Origin of the sequence: Massilia sp. Root133, from assembly GCF_001426525.1 — a bacterium.
Lineage (GTDB): Bacteria > Pseudomonadota > Gammaproteobacteria > Burkholderiales > Burkholderiaceae_D > Telluria > Telluria orientalis.
In genome coordinates, this window is sequence record NZ_LMEW01000031.1 from 529395 (window position 1) to 553849 (window position 24455).

The 24455-nt window shown below is 65.9% G+C and carries 17 protein-coding genes and 1 pseudogene; 17 read left to right on the forward strand and 1 reads right to left on the reverse strand.

The window, feature by feature from the left end; genetic code table 11:
- The first annotated feature begins 13 nt into the window (after window positions 1–13).
- The 17 genes and pseudogenes from ASD28_RS20375 (at window position 14) to ASD28_RS20450 (ending at window position 22952) form a co-directional block, all read left to right on the forward strand.
- The gene (locus tag ASD28_RS20375) at window positions 14–466 is read left to right on the forward strand and encodes an FKBP-type peptidyl-prolyl cis-trans isomerase (protein ID WP_056132282.1); all 453 of its coding nucleotides are present in this window, start codon (window positions 14–16) and stop codon (window positions 464–466) included.
- Window positions 467–483: 17 nt separating this feature from the next.
- The gene (locus ASD28_RS20380; RefSeq protein WP_056132285.1) at window positions 484–1281 is read left to right on the forward strand and encodes a helix-turn-helix domain-containing protein; all 798 of its coding nucleotides are present in this window, start codon (window positions 484–486) and stop codon (window positions 1279–1281) included.
- Window positions 1282–1350: 69 nt separating this feature from the next.
- Window positions 1351–2601, forward strand: coding sequence for a glycosyltransferase (locus ASD28_RS20385; protein WP_056132287.1), 1251 nt, complete (start codon window positions 1351–1353; stop codon window positions 2599–2601).
- Window positions 2602–2665: 64 nt separating this feature from the next.
- Window positions 2666–4696: DUF4347 domain-containing protein (locus ASD28_RS32890; protein WP_229412408.1), on the forward strand; the 2031-nt coding region annotated here is incomplete at its 3' end.
- Between the two features lies 1 nt (window position 4697).
- Window positions 4698–7653 (forward strand): annotated as a pseudogene (locus tag ASD28_RS33360) (hypothetical protein); the annotation flags it as partial.
- Between the two features lie 87 nt (window positions 7654–7740).
- On the forward strand, window positions 7741–10005 hold the full coding sequence (locus tag ASD28_RS20395; RefSeq protein WP_056132293.1) for an ATP-binding protein: 2265 nt from the start codon (window positions 7741–7743) through the stop codon (window positions 10003–10005).
- Window positions 10006–10205: 200 nt separating this feature from the next.
- Window positions 10206–12095, forward strand: coding sequence for a S53 family peptidase (locus ASD28_RS20400; protein WP_162252948.1), 1890 nt, complete (start codon window positions 10206–10208; stop codon window positions 12093–12095).
- Between the two features lie 19 nt (window positions 12096–12114).
- Window positions 12115–12651: a PEP-CTERM sorting domain-containing protein gene (locus tag ASD28_RS20405; protein ID WP_056132302.1), complete on the forward strand. Its 537-nt coding sequence runs from the start codon at window positions 12115–12117 to the stop codon at window positions 12649–12651.
- A 582-nt stretch (window positions 12652–13233) separates the two neighbouring features.
- On the forward strand, window positions 13234–14535 hold the full coding sequence (locus ASD28_RS20410) for an oligosaccharide flippase family protein (RefSeq protein ID WP_156403996.1): 1302 nt from the start codon (window positions 13234–13236) through the stop codon (window positions 14533–14535).
- 45 nt (window positions 14536–14580) lie between these two features.
- On the forward strand, window positions 14581–15645 hold the full coding sequence (locus ASD28_RS20415; protein WP_082579169.1) for a GNAT family N-acetyltransferase: 1065 nt from the start codon (window positions 14581–14583) through the stop codon (window positions 15643–15645).
- Complete coding sequence (locus tag ASD28_RS20420; protein ID WP_056132310.1) at window positions 15642–16652, forward strand: GNAT family N-acetyltransferase; 1011 nt, start codon at window positions 15642–15644, stop codon at window positions 16650–16652. The genes ASD28_RS20415 and ASD28_RS20420 overlap by 4 nt, the downstream gene beginning before the upstream one ends.
- Window positions 16652–18010, forward strand: coding sequence for a polysaccharide deacetylase family protein (locus tag ASD28_RS20425; RefSeq protein WP_082579170.1), 1359 nt, complete (start codon window positions 16652–16654; stop codon window positions 18008–18010). Before ASD28_RS20420 ends, ASD28_RS20425 begins: the two co-directional genes overlap by 1 nt.
- 11 nt (window positions 18011–18021) lie before the next feature.
- Window positions 18022–19230, forward strand: a complete 1209-nt coding sequence (locus ASD28_RS20430) for an O-antigen ligase (protein ID WP_056132317.1) — start codon at window positions 18022–18024, stop codon at window positions 19228–19230.
- A gap of 18 nt (window positions 19231–19248) precedes the next feature.
- A complete protein-coding gene (locus ASD28_RS20435) occupies window positions 19249–20433 on the forward strand; it encodes a glycosyltransferase (RefSeq protein WP_056132319.1) in 1185 nt (394 codons plus the stop codon).
- On the forward strand, window positions 20417–21028 hold the full coding sequence (gene hisH, locus ASD28_RS20440; RefSeq protein WP_056132322.1) for an imidazole glycerol phosphate synthase subunit HisH: 612 nt from the start codon (window positions 20417–20419) through the stop codon (window positions 21026–21028). The genes ASD28_RS20435 and hisH overlap by 17 nt, the downstream gene beginning before the upstream one ends.
- Window positions 21028–21786 carry an AglZ/HisF2 family acetamidino modification protein gene (locus ASD28_RS20445; RefSeq protein WP_056132325.1) on the forward strand — a complete coding sequence of 253 codons (759 nt, stop codon included), beginning with the start codon at window positions 21028–21030 and terminating at the stop codon, window positions 21784–21786. Before hisH ends, ASD28_RS20445 begins: the two co-directional genes overlap by 1 nt.
- Window positions 21783–22952, forward strand: a complete 1170-nt coding sequence (locus ASD28_RS20450; protein ID WP_082577647.1) for an N-acetyl sugar amidotransferase — start codon at window positions 21783–21785, stop codon at window positions 22950–22952. The genes ASD28_RS20445 and ASD28_RS20450 overlap by 4 nt, the downstream gene beginning before the upstream one ends.
- A 31-nt stretch (window positions 22953–22983) precedes the next feature.
- Here ASD28_RS20450 and ASD28_RS20455 read toward each other — a convergent pair whose 3' ends face one another.
- Window positions 22984–24414: a tyrosinase family protein gene (locus ASD28_RS20455; RefSeq protein ID WP_162252949.1), complete on the reverse strand. Its 1431-nt coding sequence runs from the start codon at window positions 24412–24414 to the stop codon at window positions 22984–22986.
- Between the last annotated feature and the right edge of the window lie 41 nt (window positions 24415–24455).

The window sequence follows — 24455 nt, forward strand, 5'->3', positions numbered from 1 at the left end:
TCAAGGATTCAACATGACCCCGATGATCCGCGCCGGCTTCCTCGGCCTCGCACTCGCGCTGTCCCTCGCCGCTTGCAAGCGCCGCGAAGAGGCCCCGGCCGCCCCGGTGAAGGCCGACACCTCCGCCATCAGCTTCCAGAAGATCGACACGACCGCCGGCACGGGCGCCGAAGCCAGGGCCGGCTCCCACGTCACAGTCAACTACACGGGCTGGCTGTACCTGCCGGACGCGCCCGACCACCACGGCGAGAAGTTCGACAGCTCCATCGGCCGCAAGCCGTTTACGTTCCGCCTCGGCAGCGGCATGGTGATCCCGGGCTGGGACCAGGGCGTCGACGGCATGAAAGTGGGCGGCAAGCGCACGCTCGTCATTCCCGCCGCGCTGGGCTATGGCGCGGACGGCGCGGGCCCGATCCCGCCGAACGCCAACCTGATCTTCGACGTCGAGCTGCTCGACGTGCAATAAACGCCGTGAAGGCCTGGATGCACCACCCGCAGGGCGAGCTGGCCGAGGCCCTGCACGGCATCGGTTTCTATTCGACCGTGGACGAGCCGTGGCCGCCGGCGCAGCCGCAGCTGAACCGGTTCCCGGCGATGGTGTACTGCAGCCTGAACTTTTTCACGGAGGGCGCCGCCGCGCTGCCCGGCGACGACGGCGAACTGCGCGCCATGTCCGACCTGATCGTGTCCGGGCCGCGCACGCGGCCGATCGCGTCGCTCACGCTCGCGCCGCTGCGCACGGTGGGCATCGTGCTGTATCCGGATGCCTTCGCGTTGCTGACGGGGCTCGCCCCGGCGGCGCTCCAGGACCGCAACGACCCCGCCGACGGCCTGCTCGACGACACCTGGGCGGACTGGCCGCAGGCATTGCGCGCGTGCGCCGACGACGCCGCACAAGCGGCGTGGATCGAAGCGCGGCTGGTTGAACGCTGGCGCGCCGTGCGCGGACGCTGGGATGCGGAGCTCGGCGCGAGCCTGCGCAGCATCGCCGCCAGCGCGCCCGAGCTGGGTGTCGGCGCGCGCCAGACGCAGCGGCAATACCGCGCCCGCGTGGGCCTGAGCCCCGCGCAGGCGCGCCGCCTGCAGCGCATGAACGCGGCCGTGTACGCGTTGCGCGACCCGCATGCGCCCGCTCGTTCGCTCGCGGACCTGGCCGCGGAACTGGGCTATGCCGACCAGGCCCACATGGCGCGCGAACTGCGCGAGCTCGCCTTCCTGCCGCCGTCGCGGCTGGAAGCGCACATCGAGACCGATCCCGAATACTGGCCCTATCGGCTGTGATGTCGGGTTTATACAAGCCGGGCTGACGTCCGCTGGCGACAATCGTGCCTTTCCGAACGAGGCACGACCATGAAGATCACCTTTCTCACCTACGGCACCGAGGGCGATACCCGGCCGCTGCTGGCGCTGGCGCGCGAAGTCGCCGGCCGGGGCCACGAGGCGCACGTGCTGGCCGACGTGGCGGGCGCCCCGCGCGCGCAGGCCCTCGGCATTCCCTTCACGGCGCTGGCCGGCGACATGCGCGGTGCGTTCCAGCCGGGCGGCGCGTTCGGCGCGCTGCTGAAGGATGGCGCCAGCATGTCCCGCCTGATGCGCGCCTGCGCGACGCTCGCGCGCGACAGCACGCTGCCGTGGATGGAAGCGGCGTGCGCGGCAGCTTCCATGCACGGCAGCGACCTGCTCGTGTATTCGGGTCTGGCCGGCTTCGTCGGCCTCGCGGTGGCGGAGGGGCTCGGCATCCCGTGCATCGGCGCCGCGATGTGGCCGATGACGCCCACGCGCGAATTCGCGCCGCCATTCCTCAACATGCACCGCCTGCCGGGCTGGGCCAACATGCTGGCCCACCGCGCGTTCGAACGGATGGCGTGGTCGATGTTCGGCCCGGAACTGAACCGTGCCCGCGCGCGGGTGTTCGGCGCCCCGCCGCGCAAGCAACCCTGGCGCGACATGCCGCTGCTCGTCGGCTGCTCGCCCACGTTGCTGGCGCGCCCGGCCGACTGGCCGCCGAACGTCGCGGTCACGGGCGCCTGGCAGTTGCCGGCGGGGCAGGACCATACACCGCCGCGGGCCTTGCTGGACTTCCTGGCGGCCGGGCCTGCGCCCGTCTACATCGGCTTCGGCAGCATGGCGGGCATCGCCCAGGGCACGCTGGTCGATGCGATCGCGGCCGTGGCCAGCGGACGGCGCGTGCTGTTCCATCCGGGCTGGAGCGGCATCGATCCATCTCGCCTGCCGTCCGACGTGTACGTGCTGGACGACACGCCGCACGACTGGCTGTTCCCGCGCACGGCGCTCGTCGTGCATCACGGCGGCGCGGGCACGAGTCACGCGGCGGCGCGCGCGGGCGTGCCGTCCGTCGTCGTGCCGTTTGCCGGCGACCAGTTCTTCTGGGCGCGGCGCATGACGCTGCGCGGGATCGCCGTGGCCTGTCCGGCGGCCGGCCTCGACAGCGCGCGCCTCGTGCAGGCCGTGGCCGCGGCGTCGCAACCGGCCATGCGGGAGGACGCGCGGCGCATGGGGCAGGTGATGCGGGAAGAGGACGGCGTGCGGGCGGCCGTCGATCTGCTGCTGGGGGACAACATTTGCACAAATGATAAATAAAGTTGTAGATTGGAAATCCGAATGGCTATAATTTCCAGATCAATTAAAAAAACCGAGAGAGTTCATGAGCCATTCCCGTGCAGTCGTTTTCATCGATCCCGCCATCGCCGGCTGGGAAGACATCGCCGCCTCCGCAGGCCACGCACGCGTCGTCGTGCTGGATGACGGACAGGATGGGCTGCTCCAGGTCGCCGCCGCGCTGGCGGCCGAGCGCGACCTGGCCGCCATCCACATCGTCTCGCACGGCAGCGCCGGCCGGATCGTGCTGGGCAGCACGGTCGTGACCGCCGGCGTGCTCGCGCATTACGCCGGCGCGCTCGCGACCATCGGCCGCAGCCTGGCCGCGGCGGGGGACATCCTGCTGTACGGCTGCGAAGTCGGCCAGGGCGCCGCCGGCGCCGCCTTCCTGGAGCAGCTGTCCGACTACACGGGCAGCGACGTGGCGGCGTCGACCGGCCTGACCGGCGCGGCCGCGCTCGGCGGCGACTGGCACCTGGAAGCGCACGTGGGCACGATCACGGCCCGGCCTCTGGCGGCGCCGGCCTTTGCCGGCACGCTGGCGCTCGTCGGCGGCACCGTCAATAACGACCGCCTGGTCGGTACCGCGGGCACGGATTCGATGTCGGGCGGCGCCGGCGACGACGTCCTCGTCGGCAGCGCCGGCAACGACACGATGGATGGCGGCGCCGACGGCGCGTACGGCGACACGGTCGACTATTCGGCCGGCACGGCCGGCGTGTCGGTCGACCTGGCAGCAGGCACCGCCAGGGACAACTGGGGCAACACGGACACGCTGATCGGCATCGAGCACGTCACCGGCTCCGCATTCGCCGATACGCTGATCGGCTCGGCCGGCCAGAACTGGTTCCGCCCGGGCAAGGGCAACGACACCGTCAACGGCGGTGGCGGCGACGACGTCGTCATGTACGAGGGCATCACCACCAGCGTCACCATCAACCTGCGGACGGGCGTCGCCACCGGCGCGGACGTCGGCAGCGACACGCTGACCGGCATCCGCAACATCCACACGGGCGCGGGCGCGGACATCATCCAGTTGTCGGACCAGGGCGGCTATGTGTTCGCCCGCGGCGGCAACGACAGGATCACGGGCGGCAACGGCAGCGATACGTTCATCGGCGGCAGCGGCAACGATACCCTCGACGGCGGCGCCGGCCGCGACACGGCCAACTACATGGACGACACCTATGACGGCACCGTGAACGTGGCGGTCACGGGCTTGGGCGTCAAGGTCAACCTGGCCACCGGCATCGCGACCGACAACTGGGGCCACACGGATACGCTCCTCAACATCGAAGACGTGTCCGGCTCGCGCTTCGGCGACACCATCACGGGCAACGCGGCCGACAACAACCTGCGCGGCGAGGATGGCAACGACACGCTGTCCGGCGACGCCGGCAACGACTGGCTCGACGCCGGCAACGGTGCCGACAGCGTGGTGGGCGGCGCCGGGTTCGACCAGCTGACGGGCGGCGCCGGCAACGATACGCTCGACGGCGGCGCCGACCGCGACCGCGTCAACTACAACAACGAGTATCCCGGCACCGGGCTCACGGGCAAGGGCGTGACGGTCAACCTGGCGACCGGTACCGCAACCGACAACTGGGGCAACACGGACAAGCTCGTCAGCATCGAGGACGTGTCCGGCTCGCGCTATGCCGACACGCTGGTCGGCAATGCAGCCGACAACAGCCTGAACGGCGACGACGGCAACGACACGTTGTCCGGCGATGCCGGCAGCGACTGGCTCGACGGCGGCAACGGTGCCGACAGCCTGCTGGGCGGCCTGGGCATGGACCAGCTGTCCGGCGGTGCCGGCAACGATACGATCGACGGCGGCGCCGACCGCGACCGCGTCACCTATTTCAACGACTACGGCACCATCGCGCCGACGGGCAAGGGCGTCGTGGTCAACCTGGCGACCGGTACCGCGACCGACAACTGGGGCAACACGGACAAGCTCGTCAGCATCGAGGACGCGTCCGGCTCGCGCTATGCCGACACGCTGGTCGGCAATGCGGCCGACAACAGCCTGTCCGGCGACGACGGCAACGACACGATCTCCGGCGATGCCGGCNGTCCGGCTCGCGCTATGCCGACACGCTGGTCGGCAATGCGGCCGACAACAGCCTGTCCGGCGACGACGGCAACGACACGATCTCCGGCGATGCCGGCAGCGACTGGCTCGAGGGCGGCAACGGTGCCGACAGCATCCTGGGCGGCCTGGGCATGGACCAGCTGTCCGGCGGCGCCGGCAACGACACGATCGACGGCGGCGCCGACCGCGACCGCGTTACCTATTTCAACGACTACGGCACCATCGCGCCGACCGGCAAGGGCGTCATTGTCAACCTGGCGACCGGTACTGCGACCGACAACTGGGGCAACACGGACAAGCTCGTCAGCATCGAGGACGCGTCCGGCTCGCGCTATGCCGACACGCTGGTCGGCAATGCGGCCGACAACAGCCTGTCCGGCGACGACGGCAACGACACGATCTCCGGCGATGCCGGCAACGACTGGCTCGACGGCGGCAGCGGTGCCGACAGCATCCTGGGCGGCGCCGGCTTCGACCAGCTGACGGGCGGCGCCGGCAACGACACGCTGGACGGCGGCGCCGACCGCGACCGCGTCAACTACAACTACGAGTACCCGGTCACCGGACTTACCGGCAAGGGCGTGACGGTCAATCTCGCAACGGGCACGGCCATCGACAACTGGGGCAATACGGACAAGCTCGTCGGCATCGAAGAGGTGACCGGCTCCCGCTTCGCCGACGTCATCACGGGCGATGCGCAGGATAACTACCTGTGGGGCGAAGAAGGCAACGACAGCATCGCGGGTGCCGGCGGGTCGGACATGCTGACCGGGACCAGCGGCAACGACACACTGGACGGCGGCGACGGCCGCGACCGCGCCAATTACTCGGACGACTACCGCGGCCCGGCGCCCACCGGCAAGGGCGTCACGGTCAACCTGGTCACGGGCGTCGCGACCGACAACTGGGGCAACACCGACAAGCTCGTCAGCATCGAGGACGTGACCGGCTCGCGCTATGCCGACACGCTGACCGGCAATGCGGCCGACAACAGCCTCAACGCCGACGACGGCAACGACACGCTGTCCGGCGATGCCGGCAACGACTGGCTCGACGCGGGCGCTGGCAGCGACAGCCTGCTGGGCGGTGCGGGCATGGACCAGCTGTCCGGCGGCGCCGGCAACGACACGATCGACGGCGGCGCCGACCGCGACCGCGTCACCTATTTCAACGACTACGGCCCCATCGCGCCGACGGGCAAGGGCGTCATCGTCGACCTGACGCTGGGCACCGCGACCGACAACTGGGGCAACACGGACAAGCTCGTCGGCATCGAGGACGTGTCCGGCTCGCGCTACGGCGACGTCCTGACCGGCGACGCCAACGACAACAACTTCTACGGCGACGACGGCAACGATACGCTCGCCGGCGGCGCCGGCAACGACTGGCTCGACGCCGGCGCCGGCAACGACAGCCTGCTGGGCGGCATCGGTACGGACCAGTTGTCCGGCGGCGCGGGCAACGACACGATCGACGGCGGCGATGGCCGCGACAACGTCATCTACGACAACGACTATGGCAGCATCGCGCCGACCGGGAAGGGCGTCGTCGTCAACCTGGCGACCGGTGTCGCGACCGACAACTGGGGCAATATCGACAAGCTCGTCGGCATCGAAGCCGTCGTCGGTTCGCGCTATGGCGACTTCATCACGGGTAGCGCGGGCGACAACGACCTGTTCGGCCAGGACGGCAACGACACGCTGGCGGGCGGCGACGGCAACGACTGGCTCGACGGCGGCAACGGCAGCGACGTCCTGCAGGGCGGCAGCGGTGTCGACGCGTTCTCGGGCGGGACCGGCAACGACACGATCGACGGCGGCGACGGCCGCGACCTCGTCTCGTACACCAACGACTACGGCGCACTCCCGATCACGGGCGTGGGCGTGAAAGTCAACCTGGCCACCGGCGTCGCCACCGACAACTGGGGCAACACGGATACGCTCGTCAGCATCGAGGACGTGTCGGGTTCGCGCTTCGCCGACAAGCTGACCGGCAATGGCGCCGACAATGCCCTGATGGGCGGCGCCGGCGACGACGTGCTCGCGGGCGGCGGCGGTGCCGACCGGCTCAATGGCGATGCCGGCGACGACACCCTGGACGGCGGCAGCGGCGTCGACACGTTGAGCGGCGGCGACGGCAACGACACGTACTACGTCGACAATGCGGGCGACATCGTGATCGAGACCAATGCGTCCGCGGCGGGCGGGATCGACGAGGTCGTGGCGTCGGCCAGCCACGTGCTGGGTCTCAACGTCGAGAACCTGACCCTGCTGGGCGGAGCCATCAACGGCACCGGCAATGCGCTGGGCAACCTGATCATCGCCGGTTCGGGCGTGAACGCGATCGACGGCGGCGCCGGCATCGACACGCTGTCGTTCGAAACGGCCACCACGTCCGGCACGACCGGCGTGACGCTGGCATTGGGCGCGGCCGGCGTGAAGACGACCGCGGCGGGGATTTCCGGCGCGGACACCGTGGTCAACATCGAAAACCTGATCGGGTCCGACTACAACGACACCTTGTCCGGCAACGCCGGCGTCAATGTCATCCATGGCGGCGAGGGCAGCGACGTCCTCAATGGCATGGGCGGCAACGACGTGCTGTTCGGCGGCGCGGGCAGCGACGCGTTCGTCTTCACGACGGCGCTGAGCGCCACGGCCAACGTCGTCCGGATCGAGGACTTCTCGAAAGGGGAGGACAAGCTTCGGCTGGAAAACGCGATCTTCACGAAGCTGGCGGCCACGGGGACGCTCGGCATCAACAATTTCAAGGTGATCGGTTCGGCGGCCCTCGATGCGGACGACTACATCCAGTACGACAAGGCCACCGGCGCCCTGTACTACGACGCGGACGGTTCGGGTGTGGGCGCGGCCGTCAAGTTCGCCATCGTCGGCGTCAACCTGGCGCTGACCAGCACCGACTTCATGGTGATCTGAGGCAGAGCAGGCCGGTTCCTGCGGACTTCCTGGGTATATACTGGACCATCGTTGCCCGATGACCAGTCCAGGAACCGTGGGTCCCCAATGAACCAGTCGCTCTCCCGCCCGACGAGGATCAGCTATTGCCTGATCATCCTGTTGCTGCTGGCGACGCCGGCGCTGCTGGTCTGGCAGCACTACGGGATGGTCAGGACCATCGAGATCTCGCCCGGCCAGCCGCACGGCGCCAGTGTCGCGGACGACCGGCCCGAGCTGGGGGGCAACTCGGTGGGCATCCTGGAGCGCACCCCCGATGCGATCGTCATGCGGTGCGCGCTGGGCACGGTCGCGACTTACGGCTTCTGCAAGTTGCAGTTCCTGCTGGGCCGGCCGGGCAAGGGGATCGATCTGTCCGGGTTCGACTCGATCGATTTCGACCTGCGCTACACGGGGCGGCCGCCGCGTATCGTCAAGCTGCACCTGATGAATTTCGAGCCGGAGTTCTCCACCCTCGGCGACTGGAATTCGCAGCGCTTCAACGAAGCGGAAATCGACTTGTCGCGGCAGGCCACTCCGTTCACGATTCCGATGAACGTCCTGCGCACCGCCGACTGGTGGCGCAGCACGCACAAGATCCCGCTGTCCAAGAGCTACCCCCGGCTCGACCGCGTGACGGCCGTGGAATTGTCGACGGGCGCCGTCCCGCAGGGGCAGACCATCACGCTCGAGGTGCGCTCGATCCGCTTCCACGGCAAGTGGATCTCGAAGACCGCGCTGCTCATGGGCCTGGTGTTCGCCTGGATCGCCTGCGGCATCCTCGGCCTGACGCTCGGCCTGCTGCATTTCCGGGACAGCCTGTCCGCCACGAAGTCGCGCCTGGAACACCTGGCCGCCGTCGACCGCGAACGCAAGGCGGCCGAAGCGGCGCGCGAGGCGGCGCTGGCCGAGGCCGTCGGCCTCGCGCGCCAGCGCAGCAATTTTCTCGCGCAGATGAGCCATGAATTGCGCACCCCGCTCAACGCCATCATCGGCTATGCGCAATTGCTCAAGCGCGACCGGCACCTGCTGAACGACCGCCAGGCCGCGGGCCTCGCCACCATCCACGAAAGCGGCCAGCACCTGCTCACCCTCATCAACGACATCCTGGACCTGGCGCGGGTCGAGGCCGGCAAGATGGTGCTGTATCCGGCCGCGGTCCACCTCGGCACATTCCTGCAGGTGGTCGTCGACATCATGCGCGTGAAGGCCGAGGAGAAGGGCCTCGCGTTCGAGTACGCACTCGCGCCCGACGTGCCGGCCGCCGTGACGGTCGACGAGACGCGCCTGCGCCAGGTGCTGCTCAACCTGCTCGGCAACGCGGTGAAATTCACCGATCGCGGGACGGTCTCGCTGCGGGTGGCGCGCGTGCCGGCGGCAAGCGGGGACGACGCCTGCGTACGGCTGCGCTTCGAGGTGGCCGACACGGGCATCGGCATGAGCGCGCAACAGCTCGGCCGCCTGTTTCGCCCGTTCGAACAGGTGGCCGACGTGCCGCGGCGCGCCGGCGGCACGGGGCTGGGCCTGGCCATCAGCCAGCAACTGGTGCGCCTGATGGGCGGCACCATCGGCGTCGCCAGCGAACCGGACGAGGGCAGCACGTTCTGGTTCGAATTCGCCGCGCCGGTCGCCACCGGCAGCCCGGCCAGCGTGCCGTCGCAGCGTACGATCGTCGGCTATGAAGGCGAGCGCAAGCGCTTGCTGATCGTCGACGACGTCCCGCAGAACCGCGCGATGCTGGTCGACCTGCTGCAGGCCGTGGGCTTCGTCGTGGCCGCGGCCGAGAACGGCCTCGAATGCCTCGCCCTGCTCGACAGCTTCAAGCCCGACCTGATCGTAATGGACGTCATGATGCCTGTGATCGACGGCAACGAGACGACGCGGCGGATCCGCCAGATGCCGGCGTGGCGCCGGGTGCCCGTCATCGCCGTGACGGCCGGCGCGAGTCCCGAGGACGAAGCGCGGTGCCGGGAAGCGGGCGCCGACGCCTTCGTGCCCAAGCCGGTCGAACACGACGTCCTGCTGCGCGCCATCGGCACACAGCTGGGCCTGGCGTGGATCACCGGCCCGGCTGCGCCGGACGCGCCGCCGGAGGAGGAAGAGGCCGCGCTGGTCGTCCCGCCCACCGAAGAGATCGAGGTGCTGTGGCAGCTGGTGCGGATCGGAAACATGCGCAAGATCCGCGAACAGGCCGGCTACCTGCGGACGCTCGACCCGTCCTATGCGCCGTTCGCCGACCACCTCGATGCGCTCGCGCGGGGCTATCACTCGAAAGACCTGGCCGCGTTCGTGGCCCGCTACCGGACCGAGGACGTCGTGCGGCCGGCGGTTTGACGACGGACAAATACATATGTGTCGGAGAAATTTACATAAATACAATCATTTTGAAACAAAAAATCCGGCAAAAATGAAACAAGCGTTTGATTAATTGAAGAAATAACTCTTGGTTACAGTTAATGGCATACCCCTTGCTTGACTGCGGATGAGCCTGCCGGTGCCCGGCGGGATCTCCAACAATCGACAGGGAGTCCGCTTTGAGAACGCTTACCGCCATTGCTGTAGCCATCGGCGTGCTGACCACGTCGCTGGCGTACGGCGCCACGACCTCCACCCAGTTCCACCTCGACCGCGATGCGCGCATCGTCGACCTGGGCCTCGCGCCCCAGTCGGAAGTGCGCCAGGTCACGCTGTCGCTGGCGGTGAAAAACGCCGCCGCGATGGACGCGCACGCGGCGTCCATCGTCGACCCGTCCAGCCCGAACTACCGCAAGTTCCTGACGCCGGCGCAGGTCGGCAGCCTGTACGGCCAGGACGCCACGTCCATCGCCCAGGTGGTGAACTTCCTGCAGTCCCAGGGCCTCACGGTCACGAAAGTCTATGCGAACAACCTGCTGATTTCCGCGAAGGGCACGAATGCGCAACTCGCGGCCGTGTTCGGCAGCCCGATCCATGCCTACCAGTCGCTGGGCCGCAAGTACGAGGCGCCGGCGGGCGCGACCACCGTGCCGGCCAACCTGTCCGGCATCGTCAAGGCCGTGCACGGCTTGAACGGCCGTCCGCTCTTCCACAGCAATATCGTGCGCCAGCCGGCCTCGGGCGTGGCGACCGGCGAGTCGAAGCTCGTACCGAGCCGCATCCCGACCGCGAACGCCGCGGCCGCCTCCTTGCCGGGCGAGTACACGGTACGGGACCTGGCCGCCAAATACAACGTGACGCCGCTGTACGCGGCCGGCGTGACGGGCGCCGGCAAGACCATCGGCATCGCCACGCTGGCCGGCTACCGCCAGTCCGATGCGTACGGCTACTGGAATGCACTGGGGTTGAACGTGGCGCCGAACCGCATCACCGACGTGCCGGTCGACGGCGGCCCGCTGCCGGATGACGGTCCGGGCAGCGACGGCGCCGGCGAGACCACCCTCGACATCGAACAATCGGGCGGCGTGGCGCCGGGCGCGAACATCCGCGTCTACCTGGCGCCGAACCAGGGCAATGGTTTCCTGGACATGTTCGCCACGGCCGTCGACGAGAACATCGTCGATACGCTGTCCGTGAGCTGGGGCGCCGCAGAGGTATTCAATGACCCGGCGGACCTGGCCGCGTTCCACGCGGTGTTCGTCCAGGCCGCGCTGCAGGGCATTCCCGTGATCGCCGCGTCGGGCGACGCCGGCGCCTTCGACATCAACAGCGCGCTGCCGTATCCCGCCTGCACGACCCTGCTGACGACCGATCACCCGGCGTCCGACACGGCCGTGCTGGCCGCCGGCGGCACGACCCTGCCGCACACGCAGGCGCACAAGTACGGCAACATCACGATCCCGACCGAGCGCGCGTGGGCGTGGGACTACCTGCGCAACTACATCACGCAATACTACGGCCAGACCACGTATTACACGGATTACTTCCCGGTGGGCGGCGGTGGCGGCGTGAGCGTCGACTTCGGCCGGCCGTCGTACCAGAACAACCTGGCCGGCGTCGCGTCGACCTCGGCGGCGCAGAGCCTGTACTGCAAGGCGTCCGTGCTGGGCGATCCAGGCACGGGCTACGAATGGCTGATCGACCTGCCGCCTGCCGTCCCGGGCCGTAACCTGCCGGACGTGTCGCTCAACGCCGACCCGTACAGCGGCTACCTCGTGTACTTCGAAGGGCAATGGGGTTCGGGCAGCGGCGGCACCAGCTTCGTCGCGCCGCAGCTGAACGGCATTTTCACCCTGATCGCGGCCGGCAGGAACGACCGCCTGGGCCTGCTGCATCCGCAGCTGTACGGCGCTTTCAAGACCTACGGCTATGGCGCCAGGTCGCCGTTCCGCGCGATCACGGCCGGCACGAATCTTTACTACAAGAGCACGAACACGTTCAACCCGGCGACGGGCCTCGGCTCGCTCGACGTGACGAACCTCGCGCGCGCATTCGGCGTGAATCTGTAAACCCTTCAGGAACAAGCAAATGAAATCGATCAAGCACATGCTGTTCGGCCTCGTCCTCGCGACCTGCGCCGCCTTCAACGCCTCCGCCACGCCGACGTACAGCGACATGTTCTTCGTCGTGCCCGAGTTCGGCCCGACCACGACCCAGACCTGGGATTTCGGCATCTCGGCACCCGGCGCCCTGGCCGGCGAGACGTTCGAGTTCGACTTCCTGTTCAACACGCCGCCCGAGCCGGCATGGTTCTCGTTCGTCGTGTTCCCGGACCTTGCGGGCTCGATCGCCTTCACCGACCTCGGCATCTTCGCCGGCGACCTCTTCACGCCGATCGACGCGCTGAGCCTGAACCTGGCGAGCGAACTGGCGAAAGGTGCGGGCTGGATCACGAGCGGCACGTACGACCTGCGCCTGGCCGGCACGTTCCTCGTCGACGGCGCCGGTTTCACGGGGCGTGCGGAGTCCGACATTCCGGAACCCGTGAGCCTGGCGCTGCTGGGGCTCGGCCTGGCGGGGATGGCGGGGGTGCGGCGGCGCAAGGCCGTCAAGGAAGCGGCTTGATGTGAAGGCCGGCATGTCGCCGCGGCGCCTTGCCGCGGTCCTCCTGTGCCTGCGGACCGACCGGAACGTGGAGCGGTCGGAACGATGTTTTCAAACGACGGGCGCCGCCCGTCCCCGGCACGCAACGCCGTTCGACATGCCTCACTCGACCCCGCGGCCCGACCCTTCGACGAGCACGGCGCCCGAAAACTGTTGCAACCCGCCGGCTTGTGGCCGACGTGGGACCCGCCGTACATCATCTCCTGCATCGCGTTCGTGAAGACATCGTAGACGCGCTCAGGATCACACTGACATGGTGGCCGTGCCGCTGATGCGGCGGGAGAATATCTGCCCGACACGAAAACAAATGCCCGCGAAGTTGCGGGCATTTTATTGCCTACTGCACGGAGCAATTGCTCTAGTTTATTTGCCCAGCTAATCCCATGGAGCGGCGGCCTGACGGCTTGCGTGGTGTCAAAAGGCTAATTCGGCCCGTATAGGAGTATCTCATTTCGTGTCATTCCGGGCCACGTAACATTTAGTTGTTACTGCGTAATGCAACGCCTCTTTTAGTGCCGTTTGGTAATTCAAGCGAACACGTACATGTTAAATAGCGTCAGAGTGTTTTTCCAGGGCGAATTCAACCGCAATGTTGTCACCCTGGTGACCGGGACGGGGCTCGCGCAGCTTATTCCACTTGCGGTCACACCGATCCTGTCACGCCTTTATCCGCCGGAGCAATTCGGCGTGCTCGCACTCTTTGTTTCGGTCGTATCAAGCTTGTCCGTGCTGGCCACGGGCCGTTATGAATTCGCGATCATGCTGCCGCGTAAGGATGTCGATGCCGCCAATATTGCGGCATTGTCGATCACGATCAGCCTGATCGTCGGCGTCAGCCTGTTTGCGGTCGCCTGCCTGTTGCACAAACCGATATCAACAGCGCTGGAAAACGAATCGATGTCGGCATGGCTGTATGTCGTTCCCCTGGCGGTTTTTCTGAATGGCATTTACTCGACTCTAAAATATTGGTGCAATCGCCACAAGTTGTATTTTTTGATGGCGCATCGGCAAGTGCTTCATAGCGGCGGGACCTCGGCCGTGCAGCTCGGCCTCGGGCTGCTCCACGCCGGCGCCGGCGGACTGGTGATCGGAAGCGTGTCCGGCCAGGCCCTGGCGGCGGGCATGATGGCGAGCATGGTGCGCCGCCATTGTCCGCGATTCTGGCGCGGCGTCGACAAACGCAAGATGCTGGCGCTGGCGAAGCGTTATCGAAGCTGTCCGCAATACCTGGCCCCGGCCCATACGCTGGGTGCGGTGTCGGTCCAGCTGCCCACGATATTCATCAATGCCGCGTTCGGTCTGGCGGCGTCCGGATATTTCATGCTGGCCGAGCGGGCGGTCGGCATGCCGCTGTCGCTGGTATCGGGCTCGATCGGGGATGTTTTCAGGCAGGAAATCAGCGAGGCTTTCCTGGCAGGGCAACGTTGCAGAGAGATATTTATTTCGACACTCAAAAAACTTGTGGCGATCGCGACACCGCCGTTTCTGCTCCTGCTGTTTTTCGCGCCGTCGCTGTTTGCGCTGGTATTCGGTGAAAAGTGGCGTGTCGCGGGAGAATATGCCCGGCTGATGTGCCCGATGTTTTACCTGCGCTTCATCAGTAACCCTTTGAGCCTGGTTGCGATAATCGCGCAGAAGAATCGATTCGAATTTGTGTGGCAGGTGGGTATGTTGTTTTGCCTGACGATCGTGGCGGCAACACATTATGTCATTCACCTGGACGCGAACATGTACATCGTCGGCTTCGTGATTATCTACAGCGTATTTGATCTCGCGAATCTTTTTGCTTCATATAAATTTGCCTGCGATGGCGACTGGCGGAAGTCCGGCAGCCGAATGCCTTGATCGGCTCCGCAGTTTCAATCGTTGTTTGATGACGGGGGCAAGGCAATGGATGCAGTCATTCAAGAGTTGAACGGGACAGAAGGCGAGAATACGGAACACCGGTCCGCTACGCTGCTGAACAAAGCCGAGTATCGAAACCTGTGCGCAGCCGAGCCGTCGATCCCGATTTTTTCGAATGCCTGGTGGCTCGACGCGGTCGCCGGGCCGGACGGCTGGGACGTCGCGCTCGCGAAGGCGAATGGGCGGATCGTCGGTGCCATGCCGTTCTGCATGACCCGGCGCTATGGCATGAAGGTGATCCAGCAGCCGCCCTTGACACCTGTACTCGGGCCGTGGATACGGGGCGACCAGGGCACCCCCACCACCAGACTGAGCAACCAGCAAAAAATCATGCAGTCGCTGATCGAGCAGCTGCCCTGGTTCGACCATTTCAGCCAGGCCTGGAACAAGGATTTGTCGAACTGGCTGCCGTTTTACTGGAACGGCTTCAGCCAGTCGACTGAATACACCTACGTCATTCCCGGGCTGGACGACCTCGATGGCGTCTGGAGCAGGTTCGACCCCACCCGCCGCAAACATTGCAGGACAGCTGTCGAGCGGCACAATCTGCGGGTGCGCGACGACCTGCCGCTCGGCGCGTTCCTGGCCCTGCACAGGATGACGATCGAAAGCCGCGGCGTCGCGCAGGCGTTCACGGACGATTGCCTGCGCCGCCTGGACGCCGCGTGCGTCGAACACAAGCGGCGCAAGCTCCACATCGTTGTCGACGAGGCTGGCCGGCATTGCGCCGCGACCTATACGGTCTGGGACAACAATTGTGCGTACGCATTGCTGAAGGGGTCCGACCCCGACATGCACCATACCCAGGCGCCCAGTGTCTGCCAATGGGAAGCCATCAAGTTCAGTGCCACGGTTGCCCCGAAATACGATTTTCTCGGGAACATGAACCCGTCGATCGAACCCTATGTCCGCAGCTTCGGGACGGAGCAGACGCCGGTATTCACCATCACCAAAACCCCTTCGCGTTTGCTGCGCCTGCGCCGCGGTCTGCTCTCGGCGCTCGCCGGTGGACACCAGGAACGCCTCATCCACCGAAAGCCAGCCCGATGACGACCATCCCGCCCAAGGCGCCTGTACAGGCCACGCGCGACATTGCCTCGCCGAAGGACACGTACCGCCGGTTCTGCGCCCAGGAACCTTCGCTGCCCCTGTTTTCGCGCGACTGGTGGCTGGACGCAGCGGTAGGTCGGAACGGCTGGGATGTCGCGCTCGTAAAGAAAGGCAACGAAGTGCTCGCGGCGATGCCGTATGTGATCCGCAGCCGCTACGGCATGCGGATCGTCACGCAGCCCGCCCTGACGCCCATGCTCGGCCCCTGGCTGCGGCCGACCGGGGGCAGGCAGGCGGCGCAGCTGAGCAACGACAAGGACGTCATGCAGGCGCTGATCGATCAACTGCCCCGTTTCGATCACTTCGCGCAGACCTGGCATCCGGGCGTCGGGAACTGGCAGCCTTTCTTCTGGAACGGCTTCCGGCAAACCACGTACTACACCTTCGTCCTGCCCGAGTTGACGGACATGGACAAATTGTGGGCCGGGTTCGAAGGCAAGACCCGCCGCGCCATCACCAAGGCCCAGAAGCAACACCAGCTGCAGGTCCGCAGCGACGTCCCCCTCGACCTGCTTCTCGACCTGAACCGCAAGACGTTTGCGCGCCAGGGCCTGCTCCCACCGTATCCCGACGACTTCGTCCGGCGCCTCGACGCCGCCTGCCGGGAGCGCGGCTGCTGCAGGGTGTTCTGCGCGATCGATCCCGACGGCGCCCCGCATGCGGCCTGCTACGTCGTCTGGGACGAACACAGCGCCTACGGCCTGATCTCGGGCACGGACCCCGCCTACCGCGAAAGCCAGGCCAACAGTCTTTGCGTATGGGAGTCGCTCCTCCACGCCGCCGGCGTGACGCGCGCATACAACTTCTCCGGTTCGATGATCGCGCCTTTCGAAGCCTACCTGCGTGGCTTCGGCGGTAACCATGTCCCGTATTTTCACATCAGCAAAACCCCGTCGCGGCTGCTGACCCTGCGCCAAGGCCTGTTGTCACTCACCGGGAAACACTGATGCTGCGTATCTCACTGCCGGAAAGCCAGCGTCCCGAGCGCAGCTGGATCTGCGACGTCTTGCTCGGCGAATTCCTGGGGCTCGATGTCGAGCTCGCGTTCGACCGCGGGGACACGGTGCGCATCAGCGCGGCCGGCCGGACGCTGCGTTTGCCGGACGTCTTCTTTGCCGGGGCCGCGCGCCCGGATGCAACGCCGCAACAATGGGTCGTCGCCCGCAGCGGTCTCGATGCGCGTCTGTGCGAAGCCGGCGTCCCGGTGCTGTTCGGCGCTCCCGGGTTCACGATCGACGCCGACGGCAACGCCGCGCTGGCGCTCGATGTCTTCGGATCGGCATTCTTCATGCTCGCGCGCTACGAGGAATCGGTGAGTCCCGCGCGCGACGGACATGAGCGTTTCCCCGCCAGCGAGTCGCTTGCCGTGCGCCAGGGTTTTCTCGACCGCCCTATCGTGGACGAGTACGTCGAGATCCTGTGGGCGGCCATGCACAGGCAGTGGCCCACGCTCGCGCGGAAGCAACGCGCCGCGCGCACGCTGATCAGCTGCGACGTCGACCTGCCGTTCGATCCGGCGTGCGCATCGATCGGGCGTCTCGGCAAGCGGCTGGTGGGGCGCGCGGTACGGGAGCGCTCGCTGAGTGCGTTATGCGCCACCGCCGGCAACTACTGGGCAGTCAGGCGCGGGAACCAGGCACGGGACCCTTACTGGCAAGCGTTGTCGTGGATGATGGATGTGAACGAGAAGGCCGGCAACCAGGTCACGTTCAACTTCATCCCCGAACGGACCGACGGCGCCATGGACCATGCGCCGGGCATCGACGATGGCCGCATGCGCGCGCTGCTGCGCACCGTGCACGCGCGCGGCCACCTGGTCGGCATTCACCCCGGCTATCGCACCTACCGGCATCCTGACGCGTTTGCGCGCTCGGCCGCGGCCCTGCGGCGCGCCATCGATGAGGAAGGCATCCGCCAGGACGAACTGGGCGGGCGCCAGCACTACCTGCGCTGGGACGTGCGGACCACGCCGCAGTTGTGGGCAGCGAACGATCTGACTTACGACAGCACCCTGTCTTACCCGACGATCGCCGGGTTTCGCACGGGAACCTGTCACGAATACACGATGTACGACCTGGTCGGGCGCCGGCCGCTCACTTTGAAGCAACGGCCGCTGGTCGTCATGGAAAACGCGGTGATCGACGACCCCAACATGGGACTGGGCCATGGCGACCGGGCGCATGCCGCGATGCGGTGCTACAAACAGAGGTGCGCCCGTTTCGATGGCGACTTCACACTGCTCTGGCATAACTCGTCGTTCGCGGGCGAAGCCGACCGGGCGATGTATTGCGACCTCATCCAATAGGCGAGCCGAGCATGTCCGCCACCTATGCGCCCTCGGCCAGCATCGCCAGCACGCCCGGCAAGGCAGGTCCGGCGCGGCTGGCGTTCCTGCTGCTGTTCCCTGGCTTTTTTTTCTACCAGACGCTGATCGGCATGGGGGTGATGGGGGCCTTCGTGGGCGGGTATTTTTCGGTCGTCTCCATCGGGTTGTTGCCGCCGCTCGCCTGCATGTATTACCTGGCAATCAGGGCGTCCGGCTACCGTATCGCGTCGACCGATCTGCAGTTCGGCTTTTTCCTGTTCTATTTTTTCCTGGTCGTGGCGATCAACGCGGCCTTTGGCGCCGATCCCACGATCGTGAAGACGCACCTGTTGTCGATCCTCTATTTCATCAACATCTACCTGATCTTCAAACACAGCGACTTTTCAGAGCGCAAGACGATCGCGACGACGCTGGCCTCGCTCCTGCTGATGTCGGCGACCGTATTCTTCTTTTCGCGGGACGGCAGTTTCCAGCCGGGGCAGTTCGGCGATCCGACGAGCCCGGACAGTGTCGCGACCTACCAGGAGCTCGCCCGCTCCTATGTCCTCACCTTCGTGACGGTCGTCTGCTTCACGCGCGTACTGGCGGCTCGGCTGGTCCTGTATGTCATCGCTGCCGCGGCGCTGTTCCTGAACGGTGCGCGCAGCGAGCTGGTGGCGGCGCTGTCCCTGTTTCCGATGATCGAACTGTATCGCGCGAAGCACTGGCTTCCTTTCCTGTACCTGGTGCTGCTCGTGTCCGGCCTGGCGAGCATCGATCCGAAGTTCCTGGCGACGCATTTTCCTGAAAGCCGGGTGTGGGAATTATTCAACCTCTCCCAGTCGTCGTCTGCGAGCGCCAGGCACGAGCTCACCGAACACGCGCTGCGCACGATTGCGGATAACCCGGTACTGGGCGCATACGCCAGTTATCCGCCGGGCGGGTATTCGCACAACATCCTGTCGGCCTGGGTCGACCTCGGCTTGTTCGGCTTTGTCTACATGCTGTTCATGCTGGGACGCACCACGGTCGTGCTGTGCTCCCGCGGTTGGCTGGCACGGCCCAGGTCAGGCCAGTTCCTGCTGGCATGGTCACTGATCTGCATCTCGTTGCTCCTGCTGGTGACCGCCAAGACGTTCGACGACATGTTCACCGGCGCCGCCATGGGGGCTTACGCGAACTATCGAAACACCAAGCGGCCGCCGGGAAGCCGCCGATAACGTAGAAGGGGAGAGACCTTGATCAACATTCACCTGTATCCGTCGCCGTTCCTGAACGAGAGCCGGATCCTGCGCGAGGCCTGTTCGCTGTCCCGCCTGGCGCTGTTCGACCGCATCGACCTGGTCGGCGTGGGACAGGAAGGCCTGCCGGCGCTCGAGGATCTACAGGACAATATCCGGATCGTGCGCATCGGACAGCGCAGCGGCGACCGCCTGATCGGCAAGCTGAGGCGCACCGGCGACTGGACCCGCGCGGTCTACCAGCGCTATCGCGACGACGAACTCGGATGCATCAACTGCCACAGCATCGCCACATTGCCGCTCGGCGTCCTGCTGAAGCGCGCCACCGGCGCCAGGCTGGTGTATGACGCCCACGAACTGGAGACGGAGACCAATGGCCTCGGCGGCGTGCGCAAGTGTCTTACGCGCTGGGCCGAACGCGCCCTGATCCGGCACGCCGACCATTGCATCTTCGTCGGGCAAGCGATCGAACAATGGTATGTGCGCAAGTACGCTTTACGCAACGTCACGGTCCTCTACAACTGCCCGCCGCGCCGCAGCGTGAACCCGGCCGATTATTTCCGCAAGGCGTATTCGATCGACGCCGGCATGCCGATCTTCCTCTACCAGGGCTTCATCGGCGAGGGCCGCGGGATCCGCAACCTGGTCGAAGCGTTTGCCGGCCTGGCCGGGCGCGCGGCGCTGGTCGTGATGGGGTACGGCCCGCTGGCGGACTGGATTGCCGGGGAAGCGGCACGCCATGGGGACATCCATTACCACCCGGCGGTCGCGCCGGAGCGCCTGCTCGATTACACCGCGGCGGCCGATTTCGGGCTGTCGGTGATCGAGGCCACGTCGCTCAGCTACGAGTACTGCATGCCGAACAAGCTGTTCGAGTACGTGATGGCGCGCAAGCCGGTGCTGGTTTCGCCGACCCGCGAGCAGAGCGAGTTCGTGCGCAGGCACGGGATCGGCGAAGTGACGAGCGACGCCTCGGCGGCGGCGATCCGCGACGGCGTGCTGCGCCTGCTGACGCGCGACCAGCGCGTCCTGCAGGATGCGCTGGTGCGGACCGCCGACGAATATTGCTGGGAAGGGCAAGAGGCGAAGCTCGAGATCGTCTATCTGAATGCGCTGGGCATGCGTTCGCGCACGTACGGCCAGGGCCGCCAGGGGGAGGTGCGGCATGATCTCTGTCATTGACTACGGCGTCTGCAATCTCGGGTCGATGCTCAACATGCTGCGCAAGGTCGGTGCCGAGGCGGAGCTGGTATCGACCGCCGCGGCGCTCGAGCGGGCCGGGAAGCTCGTCCTGCCCGGCGTGGGCGCCTTCGACAATGGCATCGGCGCCCTGCGGGAGCGTGGGCTGGCCGATGCACTGCGCAAGCGGGTACTCCAGGACAAAGTCCCCCTGCTGGGCGTGTGCCTCGGCATGCAAATGCTGGGCCGGCGCAGCGAAGAGGGCGGCATGGAGGGCCTGGGCCTGATCGATGCCGAGGTGCGCCGCTTCCAGTTTGCGCCGGACAGCAGGAACAAGGTCCCGCACATGGGCTGGAACCTGTTGGCGCAGCGCCGCGACGGCCCATTGCTGCGCGAGCTGGGGGCCCGCTCACGATTTTATTTCTGCCACTCGTACCACCTGGTCTGCGCGGATCCCGGCGACGTGCTGGCCACCGCCGACTACGGCGGCGAGTTCGTCGCGGTGCTCCAGCACGACAATGTGTACGGAGTGCAGTTTCATCCTGAAAAGAGCCATCGCTTCGGCATGGCGCTGCTGCACAACTTCGCGGAGCTGTGATGTTGCACCCACGTGTGATTCCCTGCCTGTTGATGCGCAACGGCGGCCTCGTCAAGACGGTCAAATTCAAGAACGCCCGCTACGTCGGCGACCCGATCAATGCCGTGCGGATCTTCAACGAGAAGGAAGTCGACGAGGTGGTGTTCCTCGACATCGGCAGCGCCGGCATGCGCACCGCGCCCGACTTCGATTTGCTGGCCGACATTGCCAGCGAGGCCTTCATGCCGTTTTCCTACGGCGGCGGCATTACCAGCATCGGGCAGGTGAAACGGCTGTACGCGCTCGGCGTCGAGAAAGTCGTGCTCAACACCGCGGCGGCCGAGCAGCCGCGCCTCGTGTCGGAAGCGGCCGCGCTGGCAGGCAGCTCGGGGGTCGTGGTGTCGATGGACGTACGCCGCAGCTGGCTGGGCGCTTATACGGTCTGCGTGGCCGGCGGCACGCGCGACCTGAAGCGCGAACCGGCCGCGTATGCGCGCGCGATGGAACAGCTCGGCGCCGGCGAAATCCTCCTCAACGCGATCGACCGCGACGGCACGCGGGAAGGCTACGACCTCGAGCTGGTACGGCGGGTGAGCGAGGCGGTATCGATCCCGGTGGTGGTCGCCGGCGGCGCGGGAGAGGTGCGGCATTTCCGCGAAGCCACCGAAGCCGGTGCGTCCGCACTGGCAGCCGGCAGCATGTTCGTTTTTCACGGCAAGCACAACGCCGTGTTGATCACGTATCCCGAGTACGAAGAACTGGACAAGGTATTCAAATGACGTCGATTACGGAACACTACAACTATTCGGCCGTGCCGGACCAGGCTCACCAGGTTTGCACCCGCTGCATCATGAACACGGCGGCGGACCGCAGCATCAGCTTCGATGACATGGGCCTGTGCAGTCACTGCCAGCGCTACGACCGGCTGGTGAGCGCGCGCCGGCTGCAGGGCGAGCAGGGGCGCGAAGCGTTGCGGGCGCTGGTCGAGCGCATCAAGGCAGCTGGCCGCGGACGCGAGTACGACTGTATCGTCGGCGTCAGTGGCGGCGTGGACAGTACCTACGTGGCCTGGCTGGTCAAGCAGCACGGGCTGCGCCCGCTGGCGGTACACTTCGACAATGGCTGGAATTCCGAACTGGCGACGAGGAACATCGAGCTGGTGCTGCGCAATCTCGGCATCGACCTGCATACCCATGTCGTCGACTGGGAAGAGTTCCGCGACCTGCAGCTCGCCTTCCTCAAGGCGTCGACGCCGGATGGGGAGATCCCGACCGACCATGCGATCGGCGCCTTGTTGTGGAAACAGGCGGCATCGCGGGGCATCAAGTACATCATATCGGGGATGAATTTCGCCACCGAATCGATCAGCGTGCCGGACTGGTCGTACGGGCATTCCGACTGGCGCTTCATCAAGGACATCCATCGCCGCTTCGGCAGTGTGAAGCTGAAGACTTACCCGCACTTCAGTCTGTTCTACCTGTTTTACGCCAACATCCTGCGCGGCACGCGCATCGTGTCCATCCTCAACTACGTCGATTACGACAAGGACGAGGCCATGGCTTTGCTGAGCAGCCAGCTTGGCTGGAAGGGCTACGGGGGCAAGCACCACGAATCGATCTACACGCGCTTCTACCAGGGCTATATCCTTCCTCGCAAATTCGGCATCGACAAACGGTATGGCCACCTGTCGGACCTGATCAATGCCGGACAGATCAGCCGAGCGCAGGCGCTCGCGGAGATGCAGCGGCCGCCCTACCCGGAAGAGCTGCAGCAGCAAGACCTCGCCTATGTGGCGAAGAAGCTGCGCCTGTCGACGGAGCAGTTTGCGAACATCATGGGTGCGCCGGTCAAGTCATTCAGGGACTATCGCAACCTGTACGGTGTGGTGCAATTCTTGCGTAATACGGTCAACGCGCTGCGCAAGCGCCATCTCTATCCGCGCTAGGCGGCGACGGCGCTCGCAATCGGCGTCCCGACTAGGCGTCGTTGTCCTCGGTCGAGAGTTCCAGCCGAACTTCGCCGAGGCCGATGACCTGGCCTGTCGGACCCTGTTCACCGTCGACCCGTACAAACGAGACGGACAGCAGGCCGATCCTCGCCGCCACCCCGGCAAAGACGGCGCGCCGCATCCGGTAACGCAACCAGACAGGACTGCCATGGTGCGCCGCGCCGCTGATCTCGAAAGCGCCGAGGGTGCCGATGGGAATTGACTGTGACTTGCCGGAAGCGTTCGGCGGGAGGTTCAGGTCGACCCGATAGTAGTATCCTCCGCGCTTTCCGGCTTCGGTGATCATGACGTTATCCAGGACGAGCTGGACGGAACGATAGCGCTGCTGGCTGGCGGGCACGGTGGCGGTGCCGCCGACCCCGATCTGCGCCAGGGCGCGCATGTGTTCCGAACTCACCGGCAACTGCACACCGGTTGACCTCTCATCCAGGCCGATATCGAGCGCGCCGCTGATCGCGAACGTCCGGTCGCTCGTCTGGCGTGTCGGCGATATCCTGAATGAGCCGAGTGGCGGCTGCGTTGTCGCGCGTTCGTTCGGCGCGGCCTGCACGAGATCCGGGGCCGAGGGCGCGGATCGCGCCAACGGCAGCCCGGTCGGGAAGCTCTCGTTCTGGTAGCGGTATCCCAATGTCGTCCGCGTGCTGTAGGTGTATGACCGCCGCAACGTCAGCGTACTCGTGTAGACATGCGACCCGGACCAGTAAGCGCTGCTGATCGCCGGCATCTTCCGTCCGTTACCGGCACTGACCCAGGCCACCCACAGCCGGTCGACATTGGCATGGTGCAGCCAGAAAATCGGGTCCGTCGGCGACAGCATATCGGACATCACGCCGCCAATGATGTTATGGACCAGATTATGGGGCGCCGATTCGAAACTGGGCTCGAATGCGTTGGCGCTATTCGTCGGGAAATTAATGAGGCTCGAATCGAATGGCGCCATGCTCAGGGCTTGTCGAACGTTATTGTTGACCCGCGCAACGTAGAGCGGATTGTCGGTGCTCGGATTCGTGAACTCGGCCGGTAATGTCGGGTTCGTATAATAATCCCAATACGGCAGGATCAGTTGCGGATCGCCGCAGACCGCACGCAGCTGGCGCTCGAAATAATAGAGATAGCCGCGGTGCCAGGCGAAGAAATACGGAATGGAATGCGGGCAACGGTTCAGGTGAATATTCGTCCAGTAAGACCAGCTCCTGGGGTCGGTGGCCTGCGTATTCGTTTTCATGAGCTTTACCGCTCTCAGGAATGAATCATAGCGCGGCGTGGTCTTGAACGCCTGCCATTCCGGGCGGACCATTAGTGTCGTTTGGCCAAATGTTTTAGGGAGAATTGCCGATGCGCCGAGCAACATCGCGGACCGCTGCATAAAATGTCTTCTACCCACCAGATCATGTCTCATCACGCTCTCCTTGAAATATCTGCAGTCTCGAACAGACTCAT

What these genes read in the sequence shown, in the direction of transcription:
- ASD28_RS20375 (WP_056132282.1), top strand. Translation starts at nt 14, where the DNA reads ATGACCCCGATGATCCGCGCCGGCTTCCTCGGCCTCGCACTCGCGCTG.
- ASD28_RS20380 (WP_056132285.1), top strand. Translation starts at nt 484, where the DNA reads ATGCACCACCCGCAGGGCGAGCTGGCCGAGGCCCTGCACGGCATCGGT.
- ASD28_RS20385 (WP_056132287.1), top strand. Translation starts at nt 1,351, where the DNA reads ATGAAGATCACCTTTCTCACCTACGGCACCGAGGGCGATACCCGGCCG.
- ASD28_RS20395 (WP_056132293.1), top strand. Translation starts at nt 7,741, where the DNA reads ATGAACCAGTCGCTCTCCCGCCCGACGAGGATCAGCTATTGCCTGATC.
- ASD28_RS20405 (WP_056132302.1), top strand. Translation starts at nt 12,115, where the DNA reads ATGAAATCGATCAAGCACATGCTGTTCGGCCTCGTCCTCGCGACCTGC.
- ASD28_RS20410 (WP_156403996.1), top strand. Translation starts at nt 13,234, where the DNA reads ATGTTAAATAGCGTCAGAGTGTTTTTCCAGGGCGAATTCAACCGCAAT.
- ASD28_RS20415 (WP_082579169.1), top strand. Translation starts at nt 14,581, where the DNA reads ATGGATGCAGTCATTCAAGAGTTGAACGGGACAGAAGGCGAGAATACG.
- ASD28_RS20420 (WP_056132310.1), top strand. Translation starts at nt 15,642, where the DNA reads ATGACGACCATCCCGCCCAAGGCGCCTGTACAGGCCACGCGCGACATT.
- ASD28_RS20425 (WP_082579170.1), top strand. Translation starts at nt 16,652, where the DNA reads ATGCTGCGTATCTCACTGCCGGAAAGCCAGCGTCCCGAGCGCAGCTGG.
- ASD28_RS20430 (WP_056132317.1), top strand. Translation starts at nt 18,022, where the DNA reads ATGTCCGCCACCTATGCGCCCTCGGCCAGCATCGCCAGCACGCCCGGC.
- hisH (WP_056132322.1), top strand. Translation starts at nt 20,417, where the DNA reads ATGATCTCTGTCATTGACTACGGCGTCTGCAATCTCGGGTCGATGCTC.
- ASD28_RS20445 (WP_056132325.1), top strand. Translation starts at nt 21,028, where the DNA reads ATGTTGCACCCACGTGTGATTCCCTGCCTGTTGATGCGCAACGGCGGC.
- ASD28_RS20450 (WP_082577647.1), top strand. Translation starts at nt 21,783, where the DNA reads ATGACGTCGATTACGGAACACTACAACTATTCGGCCGTGCCGGACCAG.
- ASD28_RS20455 (WP_162252949.1), bottom strand. Translation starts at nt 24,414, where the DNA reads ATGAGACATGATCTGGTGGGTAGAAGACATTTTATGCAGCGGTCCGCG.